This is a genomic window from Pigmentiphaga litoralis, assembly GCF_013408655.1.
Taxonomy (GTDB): Bacteria; Pseudomonadota; Gammaproteobacteria; order Burkholderiales; family Burkholderiaceae_B; genus Pigmentiphaga; species Pigmentiphaga litoralis_A.
In genome coordinates this window covers 3,773,016-3,792,329 of sequence record NZ_JACCBP010000001.1, presented here as the reverse complement: position 1 = coordinate 3,792,329, position 19,314 = coordinate 3,773,016, and the positions used below count along the sequence as shown (strand labels likewise).

The 19,314-nt window shown below is 65.3% G+C and carries 19 protein-coding genes; 4 read left to right on the top strand and 15 right to left on the bottom strand.

Translation table 11 applies throughout. The features are described 5' to 3' along the window. Positions 1-13 precede the first annotated feature (13 nt). On the bottom strand, positions 14-427 hold the full coding sequence (locus tag HD883_RS17230; protein WP_179583290.1) for a winged helix-turn-helix transcriptional regulator: 414 nt from the start codon (positions 425-427) through the stop codon (positions 14-16). A gap of 105 nt (positions 428-532) precedes the next feature. On the opposite strand from HD883_RS17230, the gene HD883_RS17225 reads away from it, so the two are divergent. Further along, the gene (locus HD883_RS17225; protein ID WP_179583292.1) at positions 533-1,546 is read left to right on the top strand and encodes a zinc-binding alcohol dehydrogenase family protein; all 1,014 of its coding nucleotides are present in this window, start codon (positions 533-535) and stop codon (positions 1,544-1,546) included. Here the strand turns inward: HD883_RS17225 and HD883_RS17220 are convergent. The 4 genes from HD883_RS17220 to HD883_RS17205 all read right to left on the bottom strand — a co-directional run bounded on the left by HD883_RS17220 (position 1,543) and on the right by HD883_RS17205 (position 5,775). Beyond that, a complete protein-coding gene (locus HD883_RS17220) occupies positions 1,543-2,562 on the bottom strand; it encodes an isopenicillin N synthase family dioxygenase (RefSeq protein ID WP_179583294.1) in 1,020 nt (339 codons plus the stop codon). The genes HD883_RS17225 and HD883_RS17220 overlap by 4 nt on opposite strands. A 12-nt stretch (positions 2,563-2,574) precedes the next feature. After that, the gene (locus tag HD883_RS17215; RefSeq protein WP_179583296.1) at positions 2,575-3,639 is read right to left on the bottom strand and encodes an ABC transporter substrate-binding protein; all 1,065 of its coding nucleotides are present in this window, start codon (positions 3,637-3,639) and stop codon (positions 2,575-2,577) included. Between the two features lie 92 nt (positions 3,640-3,731). After that, positions 3,732-4,667 carry a LysR family transcriptional regulator gene (locus HD883_RS17210; RefSeq protein WP_179583298.1) on the bottom strand — a complete coding sequence of 312 codons (936 nt, stop codon included), beginning with the start codon at positions 4,665-4,667 and terminating at the stop codon, positions 3,732-3,734. Between the two features lie 43 nt (positions 4,668-4,710). After that, a complete protein-coding gene (locus HD883_RS17205; protein ID WP_179583300.1) occupies positions 4,711-5,775 on the bottom strand; it encodes an aldo/keto reductase in 1,065 nt (354 codons plus the stop codon). A 181-nt stretch (positions 5,776-5,956) separates the two neighbouring features. On the opposite strand from HD883_RS17205, the gene HD883_RS17200 reads away from it, so the two are divergent. Then, positions 5,957-6,649: an MBL fold metallo-hydrolase gene (locus HD883_RS17200; protein WP_179583302.1), complete on the top strand. Its 693-nt coding sequence runs from the start codon at positions 5,957-5,959 to the stop codon at positions 6,647-6,649. Between the two features lie 76 nt (positions 6,650-6,725). Further along, positions 6,726-7,643 carry a polyphosphate kinase 2 gene (gene ppk2 / locus HD883_RS17195; RefSeq protein WP_179583304.1) on the top strand — a complete coding sequence of 306 codons (918 nt, stop codon included), beginning with the start codon at positions 6,726-6,728 and terminating at the stop codon, positions 7,641-7,643. 78 nt (positions 7,644-7,721) lie between these two features. On the opposite strand, the gene HD883_RS17190 is transcribed toward ppk2, so the two are convergent. Both HD883_RS17190 and trhO read right to left on the bottom strand, forming a co-directional pair. After that, positions 7,722-8,399: a glutathione S-transferase gene (locus HD883_RS17190; RefSeq protein ID WP_179583306.1), complete on the bottom strand. Its 678-nt coding sequence runs from the start codon at positions 8,397-8,399 to the stop codon at positions 7,722-7,724. Then, on the bottom strand, positions 8,396-9,424 hold the full coding sequence (gene trhO, locus HD883_RS17185) for an oxygen-dependent tRNA uridine(34) hydroxylase TrhO (RefSeq protein ID WP_179583308.1): 1,029 nt from the start codon (positions 9,422-9,424) through the stop codon (positions 8,396-8,398). Before trhO ends, HD883_RS17190 begins: the two co-directional genes overlap by 4 nt. Positions 9,425-9,647: 223 nt before the next feature. On the opposite strand from trhO, the gene HD883_RS17180 reads away from it, so the two are divergent. Next, a complete protein-coding gene (locus HD883_RS17180) occupies positions 9,648-10,520 on the top strand; it encodes a hypothetical protein (protein WP_179583310.1) in 873 nt (290 codons plus the stop codon). Here HD883_RS17180 and HD883_RS17175 read toward each other — a convergent pair. The 8 genes from HD883_RS17175 to HD883_RS17140 form a co-directional block, all read right to left on the bottom strand. Beyond that, complete coding sequence (locus HD883_RS17175) at positions 10,517-12,340, bottom strand: sensor domain-containing diguanylate cyclase (RefSeq protein ID WP_179583312.1); 1,824 nt, start codon at positions 12,338-12,340, stop codon at positions 10,517-10,519. The genes HD883_RS17180 and HD883_RS17175 overlap by 4 nt on opposite strands. Before the next feature lie 228 nt (positions 12,341-12,568). Next, positions 12,569-13,555: a hydroxyacid dehydrogenase gene (locus HD883_RS17170; RefSeq protein ID WP_179583314.1), complete on the bottom strand. Its 987-nt coding sequence runs from the start codon at positions 13,553-13,555 to the stop codon at positions 12,569-12,571. Then, positions 13,555-14,838, bottom strand: coding sequence for a Zn-dependent hydrolase (locus HD883_RS17165; protein ID WP_179583316.1), 1,284 nt, complete (start codon positions 14,836-14,838; stop codon positions 13,555-13,557). Before HD883_RS17165 ends, HD883_RS17170 begins: the two co-directional genes overlap by 1 nt. Continuing rightward, entirely contained in the window at positions 14,835-15,635 is an 801-nt protein-coding gene (locus tag HD883_RS17160; protein WP_179583318.1) for a maleate cis-trans isomerase family protein, read from the bottom strand. The genes HD883_RS17165 and HD883_RS17160 overlap by 4 nt, the downstream gene beginning before the upstream one ends. Next, on the bottom strand, positions 15,632-16,429 hold the full coding sequence (locus HD883_RS17155) for an HpcH/HpaI aldolase family protein (protein ID WP_179583320.1): 798 nt from the start codon (positions 16,427-16,429) through the stop codon (positions 15,632-15,634). The genes HD883_RS17160 and HD883_RS17155 overlap by 4 nt, the downstream gene beginning before the upstream one ends. A 13-nt stretch (positions 16,430-16,442) precedes the next feature. Then, complete coding sequence (locus HD883_RS17150) at positions 16,443-17,222, bottom strand: creatininase family protein (RefSeq protein ID WP_179583322.1); 780 nt, start codon at positions 17,220-17,222, stop codon at positions 16,443-16,445. Between the two features lie 43 nt (positions 17,223-17,265). Continuing rightward, positions 17,266-18,231, bottom strand: coding sequence for a tripartite tricarboxylate transporter substrate binding protein (locus HD883_RS17145; RefSeq protein WP_179583324.1), 966 nt, complete (start codon positions 18,229-18,231; stop codon positions 17,266-17,268). A gap of 56 nt (positions 18,232-18,287) precedes the next feature. Then, positions 18,288-19,202, bottom strand: coding sequence for a tripartite tricarboxylate transporter substrate binding protein (locus HD883_RS17140; protein WP_257022548.1), 915 nt, complete (start codon positions 19,200-19,202; stop codon positions 18,288-18,290). Between the last annotated feature and the right edge of the window lie 112 nt (positions 19,203-19,314).

Genomic DNA, 19,314 nt, shown 5'->3' with positions numbered 1-19,314 from the left:
TACAACTGCAGAGCTAGGCTGCGTGCAGGGCGTAGGGGTCGGCGCCTTCGGCGGCGTCGCGTTCCACGGCCGCGGCGCTGACGGCGGCGTTATCCGCATTGACGCGTGCAAGCCGCGCCTGGCCCCACGTGGCCAGCGCCGTGATCACCGGCCGCAGGCTGTCGCCTTCCGCGGACAGGGTGTATTCGACCTTGGGCGGCACCTGCGCATAGACCTTGCGCACGATCAGCCCGCATTCTTCCAGTTCGCGCAGCTGCTTGGTCAGCATGCGCTGCGTGATGCCGGCCAGCGCCTTGCGCAGCTGGTTGAAACGCATCGTGCCGTCGCACAAGTGGTACAGGATCACGCCTTTCCACTTGCCGTCGATCAGGTCCAGGGTGGCTTCGACCGGGCAGCCCGCCGCGCAGTCGTAGTTTTTCGGGGTCATGGGACAGTATCCAAAAGGGTACTAGATACACAAAATTGGCGTATTTACCGAAACGTCGGTATGGCCTAATTTAGCGGTTCGTTATCTCTCTCGCAAGGCAACGCCATGAAAGCTGTCGGCTACCACACCCCCCTTCCGATCAACGATCCCGCCGCCTTGGTGGACCTGGACCTGCCCAAGCCGCAGGCTGCCGGCCGCGACCTGCTGGTGGCCGTGCAGGCCATTTCGGTCAACCCGGTCGACACCAAGGTGCGCAAAAGCGCCGCCCCGCCCGAAGGCGAAGCCAAGGTGCTGGGATGGGACGCGGTGGGCATTGTCGAAGCCGTCGGGCCCGACGTGACCCTGTTCAAGGCGGGCGACGCGGTCTACTACGCCGGGTCGATTGCCCGCCCGGGCGCGAACGCCGAATTCCATCTGGTGGACGAACGCATCGTCGGCCGCAAGCCGTCCACCCTCAGCAACGCCGAGGCCGCCGCGCTGCCATTGACCGCCATCACCGCCTGGGAACTGCTGTTCGACCGGCTGGGCGCCGTCGTCGGCAAGAAGCGCGACGCCGGCCACCTGCTGATTATCGGCGGCGCGGGCGGCGTCGGGTCCATCCTGATCCAGCTGGCTCGCCGCCTGACCGGCCTGACCGTGATCGCGACCGCCTCACGCCCTGAGACGCGCGAGTGGTGCCTGTCCTTGGGCGCCCATCACGTCATCGATCACAGCAAGCCCTTCCTGCCGCAACTGCAGGCGCTGGGCATCGAGAACGTGGAAAAGGTCGCCAGCCTGACCAACACGTCGGATCACTTCGACGGCATCGTGGAGGTCGTCGCCCCGCAAGGCAAGCTGCTGCTGATCGACGATCCCAAGACGCTGGACATCATGCCGCTCAAACGCAAGGCCGTGTCGGTGCATTGGGAACTGATGTTCACCCGTTCGCTGTTCCAGACGCCCGACATGATCGAGCAGCATCACCTGCTGAATGAAGTGGCCGACCTGATCGACGCCGGCATCATCCGCACCACGCTGGGCGAGCAGTTCGGCACGATCAATGCCGAGAATCTGAAGCGCGCGCATGCGCTGATCGAGTCAGGCAAGGCGAAAGGCAAGGTGGTGCTGGAAGGGTTTTAAGGGGTCTTCCAGGACGCGCGATCGGCGCCAAAGCCCTTCGCGACAAAGTCGCCGGCCACCACCGCATCAAATGCCGGTTCCTTGGTCAGCGGCAGGTCGCGCGGGTCCACCACCGCGTGATAATCAGGGTGGTGGAACTGCGGGATCGAATACCGTTCGCGGCCCGACGCGTTGATGACCCGATGCACGGCCGACCGCAACCTGCCGTTGGTCCAGCGGGTCATCAACTGCCCGACGTTGACGATCAGGGCGTCTTGTTGCGGCGGCACGGCGATCCACGTGCCGTCCAGCGACTGCACTTCCAGTCCGGCCTCGTTGTCATTGAGCAGCAGGGTGATCAGGCCGCGATCGGTATGCGCACCCGCGCCTTTGTCGGTGCGCCCGGCAATCTGATCCTGCGGCGGGTAGTGCACCAGCCGCATATTGGTGGACGGCCGCTGGCATTGGCGCGCGAACAGTTCCGGGTCGGCGCCCAGCCCCAGGGCCATGGCGCGCAGCACGTCGTGGCCGGTCGCCAGCAGACGGGTGTACAGGCCTTCGATCGTGTCCCGAAAGCCCGGCAGGTCCGGCCAGGTGTTGCGGCCGTGGAAAGGCAGGCCGGCCACGACGCCCGGGTCATCCGCCGAAAAGGGAAACCCCATGTCGAAGGATTCCTTGCCATCCGGCGTGGCCTCGGCCCGTTGCTGCGTGTCGAACATCGGCTGGTAGCCGCGGTTCTGCCGCTTTTCACCCGCCCGGCAGGCCATGCGATCGGCCAGCGGCAGTGCAAAGAACGCACGTGCCGCGTCGAACGCCGCATCGACCTGGGTGCGCGCGACGCCGTTGTCCGACAGGTAGAAGAAGCCGTAGGTCTCGCCTGCGGCAACGATCCGGGCGGCGATGGCCTGACGTTCGGCGGCACTGCCATCACGGAAGCGGCCGAAGGCGACGGTGGGCACCGTCAGCGGCGCCGCGGCTTGCGTGGGCAAGGTGGCCATGGACGACATCTCAGTGCTGGTCGTTTCAGTGCTGTTCATGATTGAGCCTGCTCAATTCGCAATCACGGTGCGTTCGGCGCGGGACGGCAGGTAGCGCATGTCGATCAGACCCGCCGCGTCCGGGCGCGTCTTCAATTTCATTTCCGGGGCCAGCCGGTCAATGTTTTGCTGCAGGCGCTGCGGGTCGATTTCCCCGATGCCGTTGCGGCGGGACAGCGGCGTGTCGACCTGCCGGTCCAGGAAGATATTCAGGCGCGTGGTTTCCACCGGCACTTCGACCAGCGGTTCGAACGCCTTCAGTGCACGGACGGCTTCTGCCCGATCCGCATACATGTCCTTGAACGCGCGCGCCACGGCTTTCAGAAAGCCGCGTACCGCATCGGGGTGCGATTGCAGGAACGCGGTACTGGCCAGCACCGCGTTGCCGTAGATCTGCACGCCGTTGTCGGCATAGGGCAGGATCTCGATCTGATCGGCGGGCACGCCCAGCTTTTCCAGCGACATGAGCCCCGACGCCAGGTAGGCGGCGATCGCATCGACCTGCCCCCGCACCAGCATCGTTTCACGCATCGCGGGTTCGATCGACATCCACGTCACATCGGTTGGCGCAAGGCCATTGGCCGCGGCCAGCAAAGGGAAGACCTTGCGCGCGCCGTCGTTGACCGGGCTGCCGATGGTCTTGCCCTTCAGGTCCGCCACGCGCCGGATGCCCGTTTTCTTCAGGGTCATGATGGCGGCGGGCGAGTTCTCGTAGACCAGGAACACGGCACGCGCGGGCAGTTGCGGATTGTTGGCGGCGAACTCGATCACCGACGACATGTCCCCCACGCCCATGTCCACGGTACCCGTGGCCAGACGCGTCACCGTGGCCGATGCGCCGGACCCGACGTTGATCGCGACGTCCAGCCCTTCCTGCGCGAAATACCCTTTGCGCTGCGCAAGGATGTAGGGGATCGCGCTGGCTTCGAAGCGCCAGTCGAGCTGAAAACGGATCTTGACGGGGGACGGTGCCGCGGCCTGTGCGCTGGCCGATTCAGGAATGGCGATCGTGGCCGCGGACAGGGCAAGCAGGCCGAGCAACACGGCGCGGCGAGGCAAGGAAAACAATGACCGCATGGGATTGGCCTTCGACAGTGACTGGGGAAGGCTGCACTCTACTATCGCGCTGGGGTGCCAACTAGCACCGTTTTTCGATGGCTGCGTTCACTTCAAGGCAACGCAGACTTGCGTCCGGTGTCGTGGCCGACATAGCCATTGAAGCGGCTTTCCAGCAGCTCGAGCAACATGGCCGCGGCCACCGACAGATTGCGTTCACTGCGCACCAGCAAGGCGAAGTGGAAGGACTTCACGCCCTTGTCCGACAACGGGACGTGCACCAGCCGCCCCTCGCGGATATCGCGCACGATGTTGATGCGGGCCATGATGGCGGCGCCCGTTCCCAGCAGCGTCAGCTGCCGCAGGGTCGCAATCGAATTGGTTTCGGTCATGGGGTCGAGCCTTTCCGCAGCGCCATGCAGCGTGCTGTCCAGCACCCGGCGCAGCTCCATGTCGTCCGTCGGCAGGATCAACGGCAGGCGCGCGCATTCGCGCAGCCGTACGCTTTTGCGGGCGGCATACGGATGATCGGGACGCACCACCAGTCCGATAGGCATGGCGGCGGTACGCACCCGTCGCACGGGGGCGGAGGCGGGGGGTTCCCAGCACAGGCCGATGTCGAGCTCACCCTTGGCAATCCGATCGACGATGTCGTCCGAATTGCCGACGAACACGGTAAAGACGATGCCGGGGTACTGCGCATGGAGTTCAGTGATCAGATCCGGAATCACCTGATCGCTGAAATGCTGCATGACGCCGATCGAGATGCGGCCCCGCCGCAGCCCCTTCAGTGCATCCACCTGCGTGATGGCGCTGTCGAAGTCGCGTTGCAGCCGATGCACCGACGCCAGTAGCAGTTCACCTGCGGACGTCAGCCGCACACCGCGCGGCAGCCGGTCGAACAGCTGCATGTCCAGCGCCTCTTCCAGCTTCATGATCTGGCGGGTGACCGCCGACGGCGCGATATGCAGGCGCTCGGCGGCGCGGCGCACCGAACCTTGGGTGGCGACTTCTTCAAAGTAACGGATCAGCGGGGAAAAGGCATGCATCGGGGCGCCAGGGAGTCGGCCAGGCCGACGGGGGAATCGCCGATTACACCACCGGCACGACCCTTGGCGCCACGGTCTTGCGTCCGTTCAACGAGGCCGTGCTGGACGCCGCCTGGTCGTGCGGCACGCCCAGCGGAATGGCGCTGGCGTCGTCCAGCTGCTGCAACTGCGTGTCGTCCAGTTTCAGGGCAAGCGCACCGATCGTCGCATCGAACTGGGCGCGGGTGCGCGATCCCAGGATCGGCACGATGCCGGTGGTGGAGCGCCGCGCGCGCGCCAGCAGCCACGCGATCGCGACGTGGGTGGCGGGGGCATCGACCTGCGCCGCCACGGACGTCACGGCGTCGAGCAGGGCGGTCTGCCGGGCATTGGTTTCGGTGTGGACCAGCATGCCGAGCTTGGTCAGGCGCGCATCGGCGTTGGCGTCCTGGTTGCGGTATTTGCCGGTCAGGAAACCGCCGCCCAGTGGCGACCAGGTGGCCACGCCCAGGCCGAGGGCTTCGGCCATGGGCAGCAGTTCGCGGTCGGGCGTGCGTTCGGCCAGGCTGTATTCGATCTGGATGCCGGCCAGCGGCGCCCAGCCGCGCAGTTCGGCCAGCAGGTCGGCGCGCGCGACGCGCCACGCCGGAAAGTTGGACAGGCCCGCGTACAGGATCTTGCCCGAGCGGACCAGGTCATCAAAGCCACGCAGGATTTCTTCCATGGGCGTGACGCCATCGGGCAGGTGCGTCCAGAGCAGGTCGATGTAGTCGGTCCCCAGCCGCGTCAGGCTCGCGTCGACCGAGCGCATCATGTTCTTGCGGCTGTTGCCGGTGGCCGAAACGCCTGCGCCGCCGCCGGGCAGGGCGCCCATCGTGTACTTGGTGGCCACCACCAGATCGTCGCGTTGGCCCTTGATGAATTCCCCCAGCAGCACTTCGGACTGCCCGGCCTGATAGGTGTCGGCGGTGTCCAGGAAGTTGCCGCCTGCGTCCAGGTACCCGTCGAACATGGCGCGCGCTTCGTCGCGTTCGGCGCCGTGGCCCCAGCCCGTGCCGAAGTTGCCGGTGCCGAAAGCGAGTTCAGACACACGCAGGCCGCTGCGGCGGCCGAAGGTCAGGAAGTTCATGGAAATGCTCCATCGGAATGCCATCAAGGCTTTAAATGATATACGTCATTTAAAAAGACGGCCAGCCAGTTGTTGGGCTTGGTTATACAGACTGCCTTGGCTGCGGTGTTGTATATCTCTTTAGGCTATTTGCTTATACTCATATGGAATAACGCGCGACGCGTTTCTACGGAGTGTTTTGATGCTGTTCCGCCAACTGTTCGACGCCACGTCCAGCACCTACACCTATCTGCTTGCGTCCCGAGTGGGCGGCGAAGCGCTGCTGATTGATCCGGTCAAGGAACAGATGCCTGCCTACAGGGCGCTGCTGCGCGACCTGGATGTGCGCCTGGTGCATGCGATCGACACGCACACGCACGCCGACCATGTGACCGCGTTGGGTGACTTGCGTGATGACACGGGCTGCGTGACGGTCATGGGCGAGTTTTCGCAGGCCACTTGCGTGTCGCACCGGGTGCAGGATGGCGAGCGCCTGCGCGTGGACGGCGTCGTGCTGGAGGCACGCTACACGCCGGGGCATACCAACGAGTCGTTCAGCTTCGTGCTTGAACCGGACCATCCGCGCGCGGTGTTCACCGGCGACGCGCTGTTGATCCGTGGCACGGGCCGGACCGATTTCCAGGGCGGCGATGCGGGGCGGTCGTGGGATTCGATCCAGCAGCTGTTCACGTTGCCCGACGACACCACGCTGTATCCGGGCCACGATTACAAGGGGTGGACGGCGTCGAGCATTGGTGAAGAAAAACGCAGCAACCCGCGGCTGGCGGGCAAGACCCGCGAGGCGTATATCGAGATCATGCAGAACCTGCACCTGCCGCATCCGCGCCTGATGGACGTTGCCGTGCCTGCGAACCTGGCTTGCGGCCAGCCGTGAACCAGCCCTGTCACACGGTTGCAGCGCGGCAGGTGTAGGGTCGTGGTCCAACCGCCTTTTTAGTCCGGACCTCGACATGCTAAGCAACGACGATGATTTGATCCGGCGCATCCGCCTGGACCTGGCCGACAGCTACGACGAAGAGCTTGAACTGGAGCTGGAAGACCGCCCGCTGGACGGGCTGTCGGATAGCCTGGCGCCGAATGCATCCGACGAGGAACGTGCCGAACGCCGGCGCTACTTTCGCGAGCTGTTCCGGCTGCAGGGCGAGCTGGTCAAGCTGCAGGACTGGGTGGTCAAGGCGCGCCACAAGGTGGTGATCATCTTTGAAGGGCGCGATGCGGCTGGCAAGGGCGGCGTGATCAAACGCATCACGCAGCGGCTGAATCCCCGGGTTGCGCGGGTGGCGGCGCTGCCGGCGCCCAACGATCGTGAACGCACCCAGTGGTATTTCCAGCGCTATGTGTCGCACCTGCCGGCGGCGGGCGAAATGGTCCTGTTCGATCGCAGCTGGTACAACCGCGCCGGCGTCGAGCGCGTGATGGGCTTCTGTTCCGAAGACGAGGTCGAAGAATTCTTCCGGTCGGTGCCCGACTTCGAAAAGATGCTGGTGCGCTCGGGCATCCAGGTCATCAAATACTGGTTTTCGATTTCCGACGAAGAGCAGCATCTGCGCTTCCTGGGCCGTATCCATGATCCGCTCAAGCAATGGAAGTTGAGCCCGATGGATCTGGAGTCGCGCCGCCGGTGGGAGGACTACACCAAGGCCAAGGAAGTGATGCTGGAGCGCACGCACATTCCGGAAGCGCCCTGGTGGGTGGTGCAGGCGGTGGACAAGAAAAAAGCGCGCCTGAATTGCATCCACCACCTGCTGTCGCAGATGCCGTACGAAGAGGTGGAGCACGCGCCGATCGTGCTGCCACCGCGGGTGCGCCACGACGACTACGTGCGCAACCCCGTGCCGGACAGCATCATCGTGCCCGAGGTGTACTGAGGGTCAGTGAGCTGAAGATCGGCGTGCTGAAGGTCGGTGGGCTGAAGATCGGTGTACTGATGACTTTCGTGCGGGCGATCAGGGAAAGGCCACGCCTTGCGTGCCCGATGCCCACGGCGTCCACTTCTGCATGACGTGGGCAAAGGCGTCACTGTCCAGGATGCTGGACAGCCAGGCTTGCAGCGCGGGCCAGTCCTGCGCGGCAAACCACGCGGCATCGGTGTGGGCGAACTGACGCACGAAGGGGGCAATGGCCATGTCGGCCAGGCAGGGCCGGCTGCCGAACAGCCAGGCATGGGCCTGCAGGCGGGTGTCCAGCCCGCGCAGCCACGCCGCGCCTGCATCGCGCTCGGCGATGGCGTCCGCGCCGTTCGCGCGGTCCGACCCCGCGGCACCCTGATACCGATCCGGATACTTGTAGCGATCCAGGTTCCGCTTGAATGCGCCATCGTTCTCGGCAATCAGCGCGAACATGGCGTCGGCCGTCTCTTGATCGGGCGATAACCACTGCCCCGGATCGTTCCGATGCAAGGCCCACTGCATGATGTCCAGGCTCTGGTCCACGACAGTGCCGTCGGTGTCCACCAGCACGGGCACGGTGCCCTTGGGCGACGCCTGCAGCATCTCCGCAGGCTTGCTGCGCAGCACGATTTCACGCAGTTCGCAGGTCTGCCCGCTCGCCGCGATCGCCAGCCGTGCACGCATGGCGTAGGGGCAGCGGCGGAAGGAATACAGGACTGGCAGCGGGGGGCTCACGATGCGTCGTCCGCCGGAGTGGGCCGGACGGGCTGCGCGGCCACGCCGGTCGCGCCGTTCCGGCCAGGCGCGTCGGGGACATCGGCCACATTGTGCGCGGCAGGCACGGCCGGAAAACGCGCGCCGATGTGCCGCTGATTGCGCTGTTTCGCCAATTCCACCTGCCGGTGCCGCTCGGCAATGCTGCGCTGCTGGGCTTCGGTCTTGGTGCCGTGGCAATGCGGGCAACTGACGCCAGCCTCGTACAACGGAGACGCCAGGTCGTCCTTGGTCAGCGGATGGCGGCAGGCCCGGCACAGCACCGCGTCGCCCACCTTCAGCCCGTGGCCGACCGACACCCGTTCATCAAAGACGAAGCATTCGCCTTCCCACAGGCTGCGCTCTTCCGGCACGGTTTCCAGGTACTTCAGGATGCCGCCTTCCAGGTGATAGACCTCATCAAAACCTTTCGCGCGCAGCAGGGCCGTGGATTTTTCGCAGCGGATGCCGCCCGTGCAGAACATGGCCACCTTGGGCCGGGCCTTGAGCACGTCCTGTTCTTCCACCCATTCCGGCAGGTCGCTGAAGTGGCGAGTACGCGGATCGATCGCGCCCTTGAAGGTGCCCAGCGACACTTCATAATCGTTGCGAACGTCAATGACCACCACGTCGGGATCGCTGATCAGCGCATTCCAGTCTTCCGGTTTGACATAGGTGCCGGCCATGCGGGTCGGGCTGATGCCGGGCACGCCCAGCGTCACGATTTCTTTCTTCAGCCTGACCTTCATGCGATAGAACGGGGCCGTGTCGGCAAACGATTCCTTGTGCTGCAGGCCGCCCATGCCCGGGAAGGCCCGCAGGTGGTCCAGCACGGCATGCACGCCCGCGGGCGGGCCGGCAATGGTGCCATTCACGCCTTCTTCGGCGAGCAGGATCATGCCGAGCACGTCATGGGCTTCGCAGCAGGCAAGCAGCGCCGGCTTGCGCTCGACAAAGTCGGGCAGGTCGACGAATTGGTAGAAGGCGGCAATCAGGTAAGCGGACATCGACGGGCAGTAGAAAAGACGGACGGGCAGGGCGGCTGGACAGCGCGGGCCGCAAGGGTGAAGTGTAGGCCACGCGGCGGGTCCTGCTTGGGCGGAAGGCCGGATTGCAGGGTGTATCGGTGCCTGCATGGGCCCAGAACCGGCGGTTATGATGGGCAGCCGTACATGGCGCGGGCCGCGTTGCCGGGCCGCCGCCGTGGCAGCGAACGACAAGGACGACAAGATGGCGCGTGGACTTCAAGCAACGACGAACGTGATGGTGCTGGCGGCAGTGCTCAGCCTGGCGCCTCTGCTGGCCAGCGCGGCCGCGACGGATACCGTGGCGCAGGCCGCGGGCGCTGGGCCCGGGTCGACGTCCGCGCAGGCACCTGCGGCTGCCCCCGGCGCAGGTGCCACCTCCGCCGTTGCCAACCCCGCGGTCGCCGTCCAGCAGATTTTCGAGACCGGCATGCGCGCACTCGATGCCGGCCGCTACGACGTTGCCATCCAGGAAGGCCAGCGCTTCAACGCCGAGATCGCGCGCCTGATGGGCGAGGGCAACGTCAACCAGGCCTATGGCTACACCTTGATGGCGACCGGCCACTCGTATCGCGGTGACAGCGCCGACGCGGTCAAGTACGGCGTCATCGCCTATGGGGGCTTCCTGAAAGCACTCGGCCCCACCGACATCAACACCCTTGCCGCAGGCGTGCTGCTGGCCGGCGACCTGGCCAAGACCGGTGCCGCAGGCCGCGGCGCGATCCTGCTCGACGAACTGAAAAAGAATGGTGTCGAGTCCAGCCCCGCCGCTGCCGACTACTTTGTGTCGCGGGCTGTGGTCAGCCGCTTCCAGGGCCGCGCGGCCGAGGCCGAAGGCGCCGCGCGCGAGGCCATCAAACGCACCTCACCGTCGTCTGCACCGTCGGGTGAAAGCGATGCCATCGCGTCCCGCACCTTCGTGCTGGCGCAGGTGCTCGCCATGCAGCCGACCAAACGCGCCGATGCCGAACGCACCCTGGCGGAAGCGCGGGGCCTGGCGCGCCGCACGTATGGGCCCGATCATCCGCGCACGCGCGAGATGGAGCGTTTCCAGCTGCCGGCCGCTGCCGCCCGCTAAGCTCGCGGCACCGGTGGCTGCGTGTGCACCACCACCCGGTCCCGCCCGCCGCGCTTGGCTTCATACAGCAGCCGGTCGGCCGCGGCGTACAGCACCTCGGGCGTCAGATCGTCCAGCGCCTCGCCGCCCCACCATGCCACGCCGAAGCTTGCGGTCACGATGCCGCGCGGGCTGTCCGCATGCGGCAAGGCCAGCGCATTGACGGTCTCGCGCAACCGATGCGCCAGCGCATCGGCTTCCGCCTCGGTCGGCGTCGTGAACAGCGTCGCGAATTCCTCGCCGCCCAGCCGGAACAACGGGTGACCTTCCGGATGCAGCACCGATAGCACGGCATGGCTGAAGCGCCGCAACACGGCATCGCCAGCCACGTGGCCGTAGCGGTCGTTGTATTGCTTAAAGAGATCGATGTCGAAGATGCAAAGCGCGATCGGCTCGCCCCGCCCGCGATGGGCCAGGCGCTGCGCGCACTGCTGATCGAAATGGCGCCGGTTGTAGGCACCGGTCAGCTCATCGGTAATTGACAGTGTACTGAGCTGTCGATTGGCCTCGGCCAGTTCCAGCGTGCGCTCCACCACCCGCTTTTCCAGGCGCAGCGCCATGGCCTCCTGGTTCTCGCGCGCCGCGCGTTCCGCCTGCAGCTTCTGCGTCTTGAGCGTGTTCATGGCGTCGGCCAGTCCGAAGCCCAGCACCATCAGTTCGATCCACGATCCGGCCAGCATGGCCCAGAAGCTGACACGCGTGGCGGGCAACACATCAAGCAACTGCAGGTAATACAGGACCGCACTGCAGATCAGCGCCGTAAAGGCCATCACCACGAAGCGCGCCTCGCGCACGTCGCGCACCGCCAGCACGGCCGCCGTCACGTACAGGAACAGCACCAGCGCCAACCCAAAGATCGCCGCAAAGCCCGCCGCCAGGGTGTAGAAGTCGAACAGCCCCAGCAAGGCCCCGCACATATTGGCCGCGATCAGCGCCGCCGCCACTTGCCAGACCCACGGCGTGGTCTTGCGGCGCAAGTGCAGATAGGCCATCGTGAAAGCGCCGCCGCTGGCGAAGATCAGGCTGGCGCTGACGCCCACCACAATGTTGTGCAGACGGGGCGAGTCCGGCCACAGATGTTCCATGTCAAAGCCGCGGAACGCAAAGCTGTTGATCAGGAACACGACCAGGTACACGACATACAGGCCAAAGTTCTTTTCGCGCGTCGACACGAACAGGAACAGGTTGTAGAGCACCAGCACGATCAGCCCGCCGTGGAACAGGCTGATCAACAGGTTTTCATCATGGGTGTGTTCGACAAACCCCTTGGTGCCAAAGACCCGCAAGGGCATCAGCTCGAACAGGCCGTCATGCGTCGCGACCCGCAGATACACATCCACCGTCTCGTTGCCGTTCAGCGTGTGGGCAAAGGCCAGGGTGCGGTCGTGAATGCCCCGTGTCGAAAAGGGCAGCCGGTCCCCGGTATGCACCTGCTGGCGCACCTGCCCATCCGCCGCCACGACATAGGCATCGACGTAGTCCATGTTGGGCGTGCCCAGGTCGACCACCATCCGCAGCGGCCCCGCCGTGATGTTGTGCACGCTGGCGCGCACCCAAAAGACGGATGTCGATACCCCGAAATTGAAGGTGTCGAGCGGCGCCGCGCGCCAGCCGGTCGTTGTCGATCGCAACTGTGCGAAGGTCAGATCGCCGCGGGTATCTTCAAAGACCTGCGCGTGCGGTCCGACGCGCATCGCGTCGCCACCCCCATCGAAGGGAAGCGGGGCGACGGCGGCGGCAGGCGCCGTCGCCGCCACCGCCGTGGCAGGCGCGATCGCCATCATCGACATCCACAGCCATGCAACCAGCAGGGCACACCACCCGCTGGTCCAACGCCGTCCCTTCGTCCTGCCGCCGTTCTTGTTATTCCGTCGCACCATGCCCCGCCACACTCCCGCACCCGCCTTCCGCGAGCCGTCCAGTATGGTAGCGGGTCGCCCGTCAGGGCGTGCGGGCCAGTGGTGACAGGATGGAACGGCGCAACAGTCGGGCGCGGCGCGGCAAGGGGGTCATGCGCCTGTTTGCGTGCGCCGCCGGTCCCAGATTGCCGGCCGCACCAGATGGGCAGGGCGTTGACCGGCCAGCACCTGCAGGATCTGGTCGGCGCATTGGTCCGCCGCGGCTTTCAACGCTTCATCGGTGCCGCCCGCGGTGTGGGGGGTCATGACCACACGCGACAGGTGCTGCAGTGGCGAGTCGGCGGCCAGAGGCTCCTGGTCGAACACATCCAGCCCCGCGCCTGCGATCTGCCCGGATTCCAGCGCCGCCACCAGCGCCGCGGTGTCGATCAGATCAGCGCGAGCCGTGTTCACCAGAATGGCAGTGGGGCGCATCAATGCCAAAGTGCGGGCATTGATCAGGTGACGGGTATCCAGACGCGAAGGCTGATGCAGGGACACGACATCGGATTGTGCGAGCAGGTCGTCAAGCGTCCCGCAGCGCTCGGCATCATGGGCGGCAAGCATGGCGTCTTCTGCCGAAGGCGAATGCACCACCACGCGCATGCCAAAGCCCTTCGATGCGATATCGGCGGTCAGTCGCCCGATGGTGCCAAAGCCGACGATGCCCAGCGTCTTGCCGAAGAGTTCCTGCAGGCCGGGCTGATAGCGGTAGTCCCAGTCACCCGTGCGCACCGCGTGGTCGCTTGGCAGCAGCCGCTTGCCCACTGCCAGCGCCATCATGATGGCGTGTTCGGCCACGGATCGGGCGTTGGCCGAGGGCGTGAAGATAATCGGAATGGCCAGGTCCGTCGCGTGTGCCACGTCGATCTTGTTCGTGCCGATGCCATGGTTGGCGATGACCTGAAGCCGGCGGGCCGCGGTGATGGCCGCTGTGTCGAGCCCCGCGTTCCGCGTGATGACCGCGTCGCAGTCCGCGATCTCGCGCGCAACGGTCGCCATGTCGGGGGACGATGCCATGCGGCACTCGACGCCGGCCGCAGTCAGGCGTTCGACGCCGCTCGGATGGATGGGTTGGACAATCAGGCAGACGGGCATCAGCGTTCCTGCAAGGCGGACCCGGACGGGCACAGGGCGTCGGCAAGCAGCCGCGCGCCCAGTGCAAAGTCATCCAGGTCCATGGATTCTTCGGGGTTGTGCGATCCGCGGTCGTTGCGCACGAAGATCATTCCGGTCGGAATGCCGTTCTGTGCAAAGACGGCCGCGTCATGGCCGGCACCGCTGGCCATGGGCATGGCGGGAATGCCAAAGGCTTCGGCGGACTTCGACAGCTGCGCAATGATGGCCGGGTCCATCACGGCGGGCGCCGAACCGGTGCGTTCGCCAAGCATGAACTCGACGCGCGCAAGGTCGGCAATCTCGGCGGCGCGTCGCGCCAGCAGCGCATCGACCTCGATCAGCGTCTGCGGATCCAGACTGCGGATATCCATGCAGATGTCGATCTCGCCGGCCACTTTGCTGAACGCATGCTGCGCCGGGTTGGTCGAGAGCTTGCCGAAGGTGATCACCAGATCGCGGCCTTCGTGTTCCAGCTGCTCCCAATCCTGGTCGATAGCCGCGATGAACAAGGCTGCCGCACGGACGGCATCATGGCGGCTGCGCCTGGGGACGGCGCCCGAATGCGCATAGGTGCCAAGCGCACGCGCATCGCGATACCGGATCGCGCCGCGGATTCCGGTCACGACACCGACCGGCAGACCGGCTTCGATCAATACCGGGCCCTGCTCGATATGCAGCTCCACAAACCGGGCGATACGGCCCGGCGACAACCAGGCCTGGCCAAACGTGGCGGGATCGCCGCCGCAATCGGCAAGGTGACTTGCCAGGCTTCGGCCGGTGTCGCTGCGCTGGAGCGCCAGGACAGCGTCGCGGTCGATCTGGCCGAACGCACCCTTGCTCCCCAGGTACGAGTAGGGGAACCAGGTGCTCTCTTCGGCCCGGACGCCCATCACAGTGATGTCATGGGGCGGCGTGCGTCCGGCAGCGCGCCAGCCCGCCAGCACGGCCATGCCGGCCACCACGCCTGCGGCGCCGTCGTAATTGCCGCCAGCCGGAACCGAGTCCAGGTGGGATCCCGTCATGGTGCACTGGGCCGAACGGTCGGCGCCCGGCAGCGTCACATACAGATTGCGCGTGCCATCCACGGCCACCTCGAGGTCGAGTGACCGGGCGGTGCGGATGATCAGATCGTGAGCCGCCTGTTCACCCTTGCCATAGCTGTCGCGGGTGATGCCGGTGCCATCGAAACTGTCGCGCCTCAGTGTGTCGAAGAGCGTGCTGGCGAGGGTGATGTCGGGCAGGGGGAGAGAAGAAGTCGTCATGCAGCCTTGCGTGTCGGTGGGGCGACGGCCCAGTCGGCCGGCCCGATAGGGTCCAGGTAATGTTCGAGTAGGGTGCCATAACCCACGGTGGGTGTCTTGAGGCCGAGCAGTCGCATGCACGCCCAGAAACATGCCTGGTTGCTGGTGACAACCGGTTTGCCGAGCTCCCGTTCGATGTCGGCGATCACATCCAGCGTCGCAAGATTGGTGCACGAAATGAAGATGGCTTGGGCGTCGGGCCGATCGATGGCACGTGCCATCCGGAACACGGCCTCAGGGGGGACGCGGCCGATGCCTCGGCGCTCTTCCTGTGTCTGGCCCAGTTCCAGTCCATGCATGGACGTGACGCTGAAGCCGTAATCTTCCAGGAATTTCACTTCGGCCTGGTTCACGAAATCGACGTAGGGTGTTCCCAGGGCAATGCGCGTGACGCCCAGGGCGCGCAAGGCGGCCACGACAGCGCCGGCCGTGGCGATGGCCGGCCGCCCGGTCTTCTCCGCCATGTTCTGGATGAGCTCCGGAAGCGGGCAGATGATGGATCCCGAGGTGCAGCCATAGGCGACGACGTCCACCTCGGCGGTGGCGATCTCTTCGGCAGCGCCATCGACGGCGGCAGCCATTGCAAAATACGACGCTTCCGTTGCGGGGCCCAGCAGCAGTGCCCGGGCGGTGTGGATCGTTACGCCATCGGACGCAAGGCGCCAGAACTCAGGTTCGTTGATCGTATTGGTGGACGGCACGATCAGGCCGATCTTGGCTTTCCAGCCATAGGGGCTATACAGCGAAACGGCTTTCATGAGGCAACTCCTTGGCGACCGGACATCGTCTTGAGATCGGCCGCCGCCGAACTGAATGTGTTGAACAACGCGGCGGCGTCATTGGCATAGGGCATCCAGCGGATGCCTCGTTTGATCCAGCGTTCGGCGGACGTGCGGTCCTGGCAACTGAAGCCCCAGGGCACATCGCGCGCCTCGCACGCGGCGATCACCTGTTCCAGCGCAGCAATTAGGGTCGGATGCGTCATGTCGCCGGGCACACCCAGGTCCTGCGACAGATCGTCCGGACCCACCATCACGGCATCCAGGCCTTGCACCGCGCAGATCGCATCCAGGTTGTCGAGGCCGACCTGCGACTCGATCATGGCAATCGTCAGTGTCTGGTCGTTGAGCGTCTCGATCTGCTGCAGCGGTTCGGTCAGGCGAACATAGTCGGTATGCGGGCCCCGAAGATTCAGGATGCGTTTGCCGCGCGGGTAGAACTTGGTCACGGAAAGAATGGATTCGAGCTGCTCGGCGGTCTCGACATTGGGCAGGAGCAGACCCATCGCGCCGGCGTCGAGCGGCCGGGTGTAGTCGTGCGGCTGCAAGCCGGCGGGCCGGACGATCGGCACGATGCCTGCTTCCCGGGCCATCAGGCACAAGGTGCCGACTTCGCCGATCGTGAAGTCCGAGTGCTCCATTTCCAGGATCACGAAGTCGAGTCCCGTGACGGCCAGGAGTTTCATGAAGCGAGGATGATGGACCAGGGTGGACCAGGTGCCGAAAGCGGGCTTGCGGTCCGCCCATAAGGCTTTGAGAGGGTTCATGCGCATGGAAAGGCTCCGGTCAGGCCGCGAAAGACATCTTGCTGAAGTGGGTGGCGGCGTCGCTCATGTAGGCGAGCGTGGCATCCCAGATGCGCGCCCCGGCGTCGGCCGTTGCACCCGTGGGATCGCCCTGGGTGCCGATGGGGGCGTAGTCGCTGATGTCGCTGAAGACGGAAAAGCTCGACTTGCCCAACGTGACCTTGCCGCTCGATACGGTCTTTACGCCTTCCGTGAACGCGCGCAGCGCAGGCGTCGCCTTGGCGCGGTCCATGAAGACCAGGTCGGGACATTTGGCAAGCGCGACCGAGGTCACCATTTCCGAGGCATGGCCCGACGGCGCTTGCGAGGTCGTGAACGCCCCGCCGCCCACATCCCGCATGACACTGAAGATATCGATGGTGCCGCCAACCGCGTCGTAGTTCCGCCTCAACATGCGGCACACGCTTTCGATCGGACCCAGCGAGCCGGCGTGGATATTGACGAAAAAGAAATGTCGGAAGCCCTGGCTGGCGAGCGCATCGCACATCTCGCCCAGATAGGCTTCCAGCGTGGACATCGAGACGGACAGCGTTCCCGGGTAGTCGAGAAACATGGCGGAGTAATTCACCGGGATGATGGGCGTGACAGCCAGGCCAGTGGCGGCGCCGACCTCGGTCGCCATCATTTCGCAGATGCGCAGTTCGGCGCCCGTCGCCAGGTGATTGCCGTACTGTTCGGTGGCGCCAACCGGGATCAGTACGGTGTCGTGCGATTCCAGATAGGCGCGGATGTCGGAATAGGTGCTGTGGTCGGTTCTCAAGAGGGACTTCCTGAAAGTAGGGAGTGAAGGAATGTTGCTGTCGTCAACGATTCCAGGGTTTGACCTTCCAGAGGGCACGCAGCTGCGTATCGACCTGGCGCAGGTTGCTGACGTACTCGTCACGGCCCAGGTAGCGCAGGGGCTGAAAGGTCTTTTTGGCGCGATCGACGAACTCGGCGTCGGTGCTGCATTGCTCCACCGCCTTGCTCAGTGTGCTGAGCACTGGCGGCGGCAGGCCCTTGGGCGCGGCAAGTCCTCGCATGGATCCCGCCAGGATGTCGAAGCCCGCTTCGCGGAAAGTCGGAACGTCGGGGGATTGTTGGGAGCGCGTATCGCTCATGACGCCGAGGATGCGCCAGGGCTGCCCGGCCTGGAAGGTGATCGCCTCACCCATGTTCGCCATGGTGCTGTCGATGACCTTGCCGAGCAGCGCGGTGCGAGCCGGCGATGCACCCTGAAACGGTACGGGTGACAGCGTGATGCCGGCCGATTGCTCGAGCAGCAGCGCGCTGATGTGACCCGCCGATCCGATGCCCTGCGTGCCCACGGTGACCGCGTCGGGCCGGGCGCGCGCTGCGGTCACCAGATCCTTGATGTTGTGGATGGGGCTGTCGGCGTGCACGCTGATCGTGCCGGGATCGTCCACCAGGTTGGCGATGAAGTCGAAGCTGTCGAGCGTGTATTTCGCTGGACGCTCGATGGGAATGCTGACGACACCGGGGGTATTGACGATGCCAAGCGTGTAGCCATCCGGCGCGGCGGCTGCGAGGGCCGCCAGACCGATGTCGCCGCTGGCGCCAGGCCGGTTCATGACGACGACCTGGGCGCCAGGCATCGTCTTTTCCATGCATTGCGCGATGGTGCGGCCCGTCATGTCGGTACCCGCGCCAGCAGGAAACGGGACGATGAGGTTGATCGGGCGGTCAGGGTAGGCCGCAAGGCACACTGCGGGCGTTGCGAGCACGGCAAGCATCAGGCAGGCAGGCAGGCGGGCGGGGAGGGTCGTCATGGCGAGGGTTCCAGCACAGGAAGGAGACGGGTCGGGGGCAAGGGCGCGCTGCGGCATCACGGGTTCCATGGCGAGGTCTGCCAGAGTTGCCGGAACTGCGTGTCCATGCCCTGCAATGTCGTGGCGTAAGCGTCGCCCTTCAGGTACAGGATGTCTTGCTCCGCTTTGCGGGTCGCATCGCGGAATTCGGGGTCGTTCATGGCGGCATCGATGATGCGCGTCAACGAGGCCAGCGTGTCTGGCGGGAGCCCTTTCGGCGCACCCAGGCCACGCAGCGAACCGCTTTCGACCGGATAGCCGGCTTCAGCAAACGTGGGGACGTCGGCGGCCATGGGCGAGCGCTGCGCCTTCATTTGCCCCAGCGTTCGCCAGGGCTGGCCGCGCGCAAACATCAGCGCCTCGCCAAGATTGGCCGTGGCGACATCGATCTGTTTGCCGATCAATGCCGTGCGCACATCGGATGTGCCTTTGAACGGGATGTGACGCAGGCGGATGCCGGCTGCGGACTGGAACAGCAGCATCGAGATATGACCCGCGGACCCGATACCCGCCGTGCCGTAAGTGAGCGTGTCGGGTGCGCCACGCGCGGCAAGGATCAGATCGTTGAGCGTGCGGATCGCGCTGTCGGCGTGCACGCTCAGGGTGCCGGGGTCATCGACGATATTGGCCAGCAGATCAAAGCCGCCCAGGGTGAACTTGGCAGGTCGTTCGATCGGGATGGTGAGTGCGTTGGGCGTGTTGACGATCCCCAGCGTGTAGCCGTCCGCCGGGGCATCGACCACGGATGCCATGCCGATTTCGCCGCCCGCTCCGGGGCGATTGACGACGATGACACGCGCGCCTGAAACCTTCTCCATGGAGCGCGCCAGCAACCGCGCGGTGATATCCGTGCCGCCGCCGGCGGTGAACGGCACCACGATTGAGATCGGTCGATCGGGAAAGGCCGCGTGTGCGGCGTTGCACGCCACCATGCCCACCCCCGCCGCCATATATAGCGCTGACAACCACCAACTTGAGCGAACCTGACGACGTTTCATGACGACCTCTGTAAGTGGGATAGCGATGGTTTGCGAATACTCGAAA

Excerpts from the sequence above, each read along its gene's own strand:
- HD883_RS17220 (WP_179583294.1), bottom strand. The coding sequence starts at position 2,562 with ATGAACAGCACTGAAACGACCAGCACTGAGATGTCGTCCATGGCCACC.
- HD883_RS17165 (WP_179583316.1), bottom strand. The coding sequence starts at position 14,838 with ATGACGACTTCTTCTCTCCCCCTGCCCGACATCACCCTCGCCAGCACG.
- HD883_RS17210 (WP_179583298.1), bottom strand. The coding sequence starts at position 4,667 with ATGCATGCCTTTTCCCCGCTGATCCGTTACTTTGAAGAAGTCGCCACC.
- HD883_RS17200 (WP_179583302.1), top strand. The coding sequence starts at position 5,957 with ATGCTGTTCCGCCAACTGTTCGACGCCACGTCCAGCACCTACACCTAT.
- HD883_RS17160 (WP_179583318.1), bottom strand. The coding sequence starts at position 15,635 with ATGAAAGCCGTTTCGCTGTATAGCCCCTATGGCTGGAAAGCCAAGATC.
- trhO (WP_179583308.1), bottom strand. The coding sequence starts at position 9,424 with ATGTCCGCTTACCTGATTGCCGCCTTCTACCAATTCGTCGACCTGCCC.
- HD883_RS17230 (WP_179583290.1), bottom strand. The coding sequence starts at position 427 with ATGACCCCGAAAAACTACGACTGCGCGGCGGGCTGCCCGGTCGAAGCC.
- HD883_RS17145 (WP_179583324.1), bottom strand. The coding sequence starts at position 18,231 with ATGACGACCCTCCCCGCCCGCCTGCCTGCCTGCCTGATGCTTGCCGTG.
- HD883_RS17225 (WP_179583292.1), top strand. The coding sequence starts at position 533 with ATGAAAGCTGTCGGCTACCACACCCCCCTTCCGATCAACGATCCCGCC.
- HD883_RS17140 (WP_257022548.1), bottom strand. The coding sequence starts at position 19,202 with ATGGTGGCGTGCAACGCCGCACACGCGGCCTTTCCCGATCGACCGATC.
- HD883_RS17170 (WP_179583314.1), bottom strand. The coding sequence starts at position 13,555 with ATGCCCGTCTGCCTGATTGTCCAACCCATCCATCCGAGCGGCGTCGAA.
- HD883_RS17155 (WP_179583320.1), bottom strand. The coding sequence starts at position 16,429 with ATGCGCATGAACCCTCTCAAAGCCTTATGGGCGGACCGCAAGCCCGCT.
- ppk2 (WP_179583304.1), top strand. The coding sequence starts at position 6,726 with ATGCTAAGCAACGACGATGATTTGATCCGGCGCATCCGCCTGGACCTG.
- HD883_RS17215 (WP_179583296.1), bottom strand. The coding sequence starts at position 3,639 with ATGCGGTCATTGTTTTCCTTGCCTCGCCGCGCCGTGTTGCTCGGCCTG.
- HD883_RS17175 (WP_179583312.1), bottom strand. The coding sequence starts at position 12,340 with ATGGCGATCGCGCCTGCCACGGCGGTGGCGGCGACGGCGCCTGCCGCC.
- HD883_RS17205 (WP_179583300.1), bottom strand. The coding sequence starts at position 5,775 with ATGAACTTCCTGACCTTCGGCCGCCGCAGCGGCCTGCGTGTGTCTGAA.
- HD883_RS17180 (WP_179583310.1), top strand. The coding sequence starts at position 9,648 with ATGGCGCGTGGACTTCAAGCAACGACGAACGTGATGGTGCTGGCGGCA.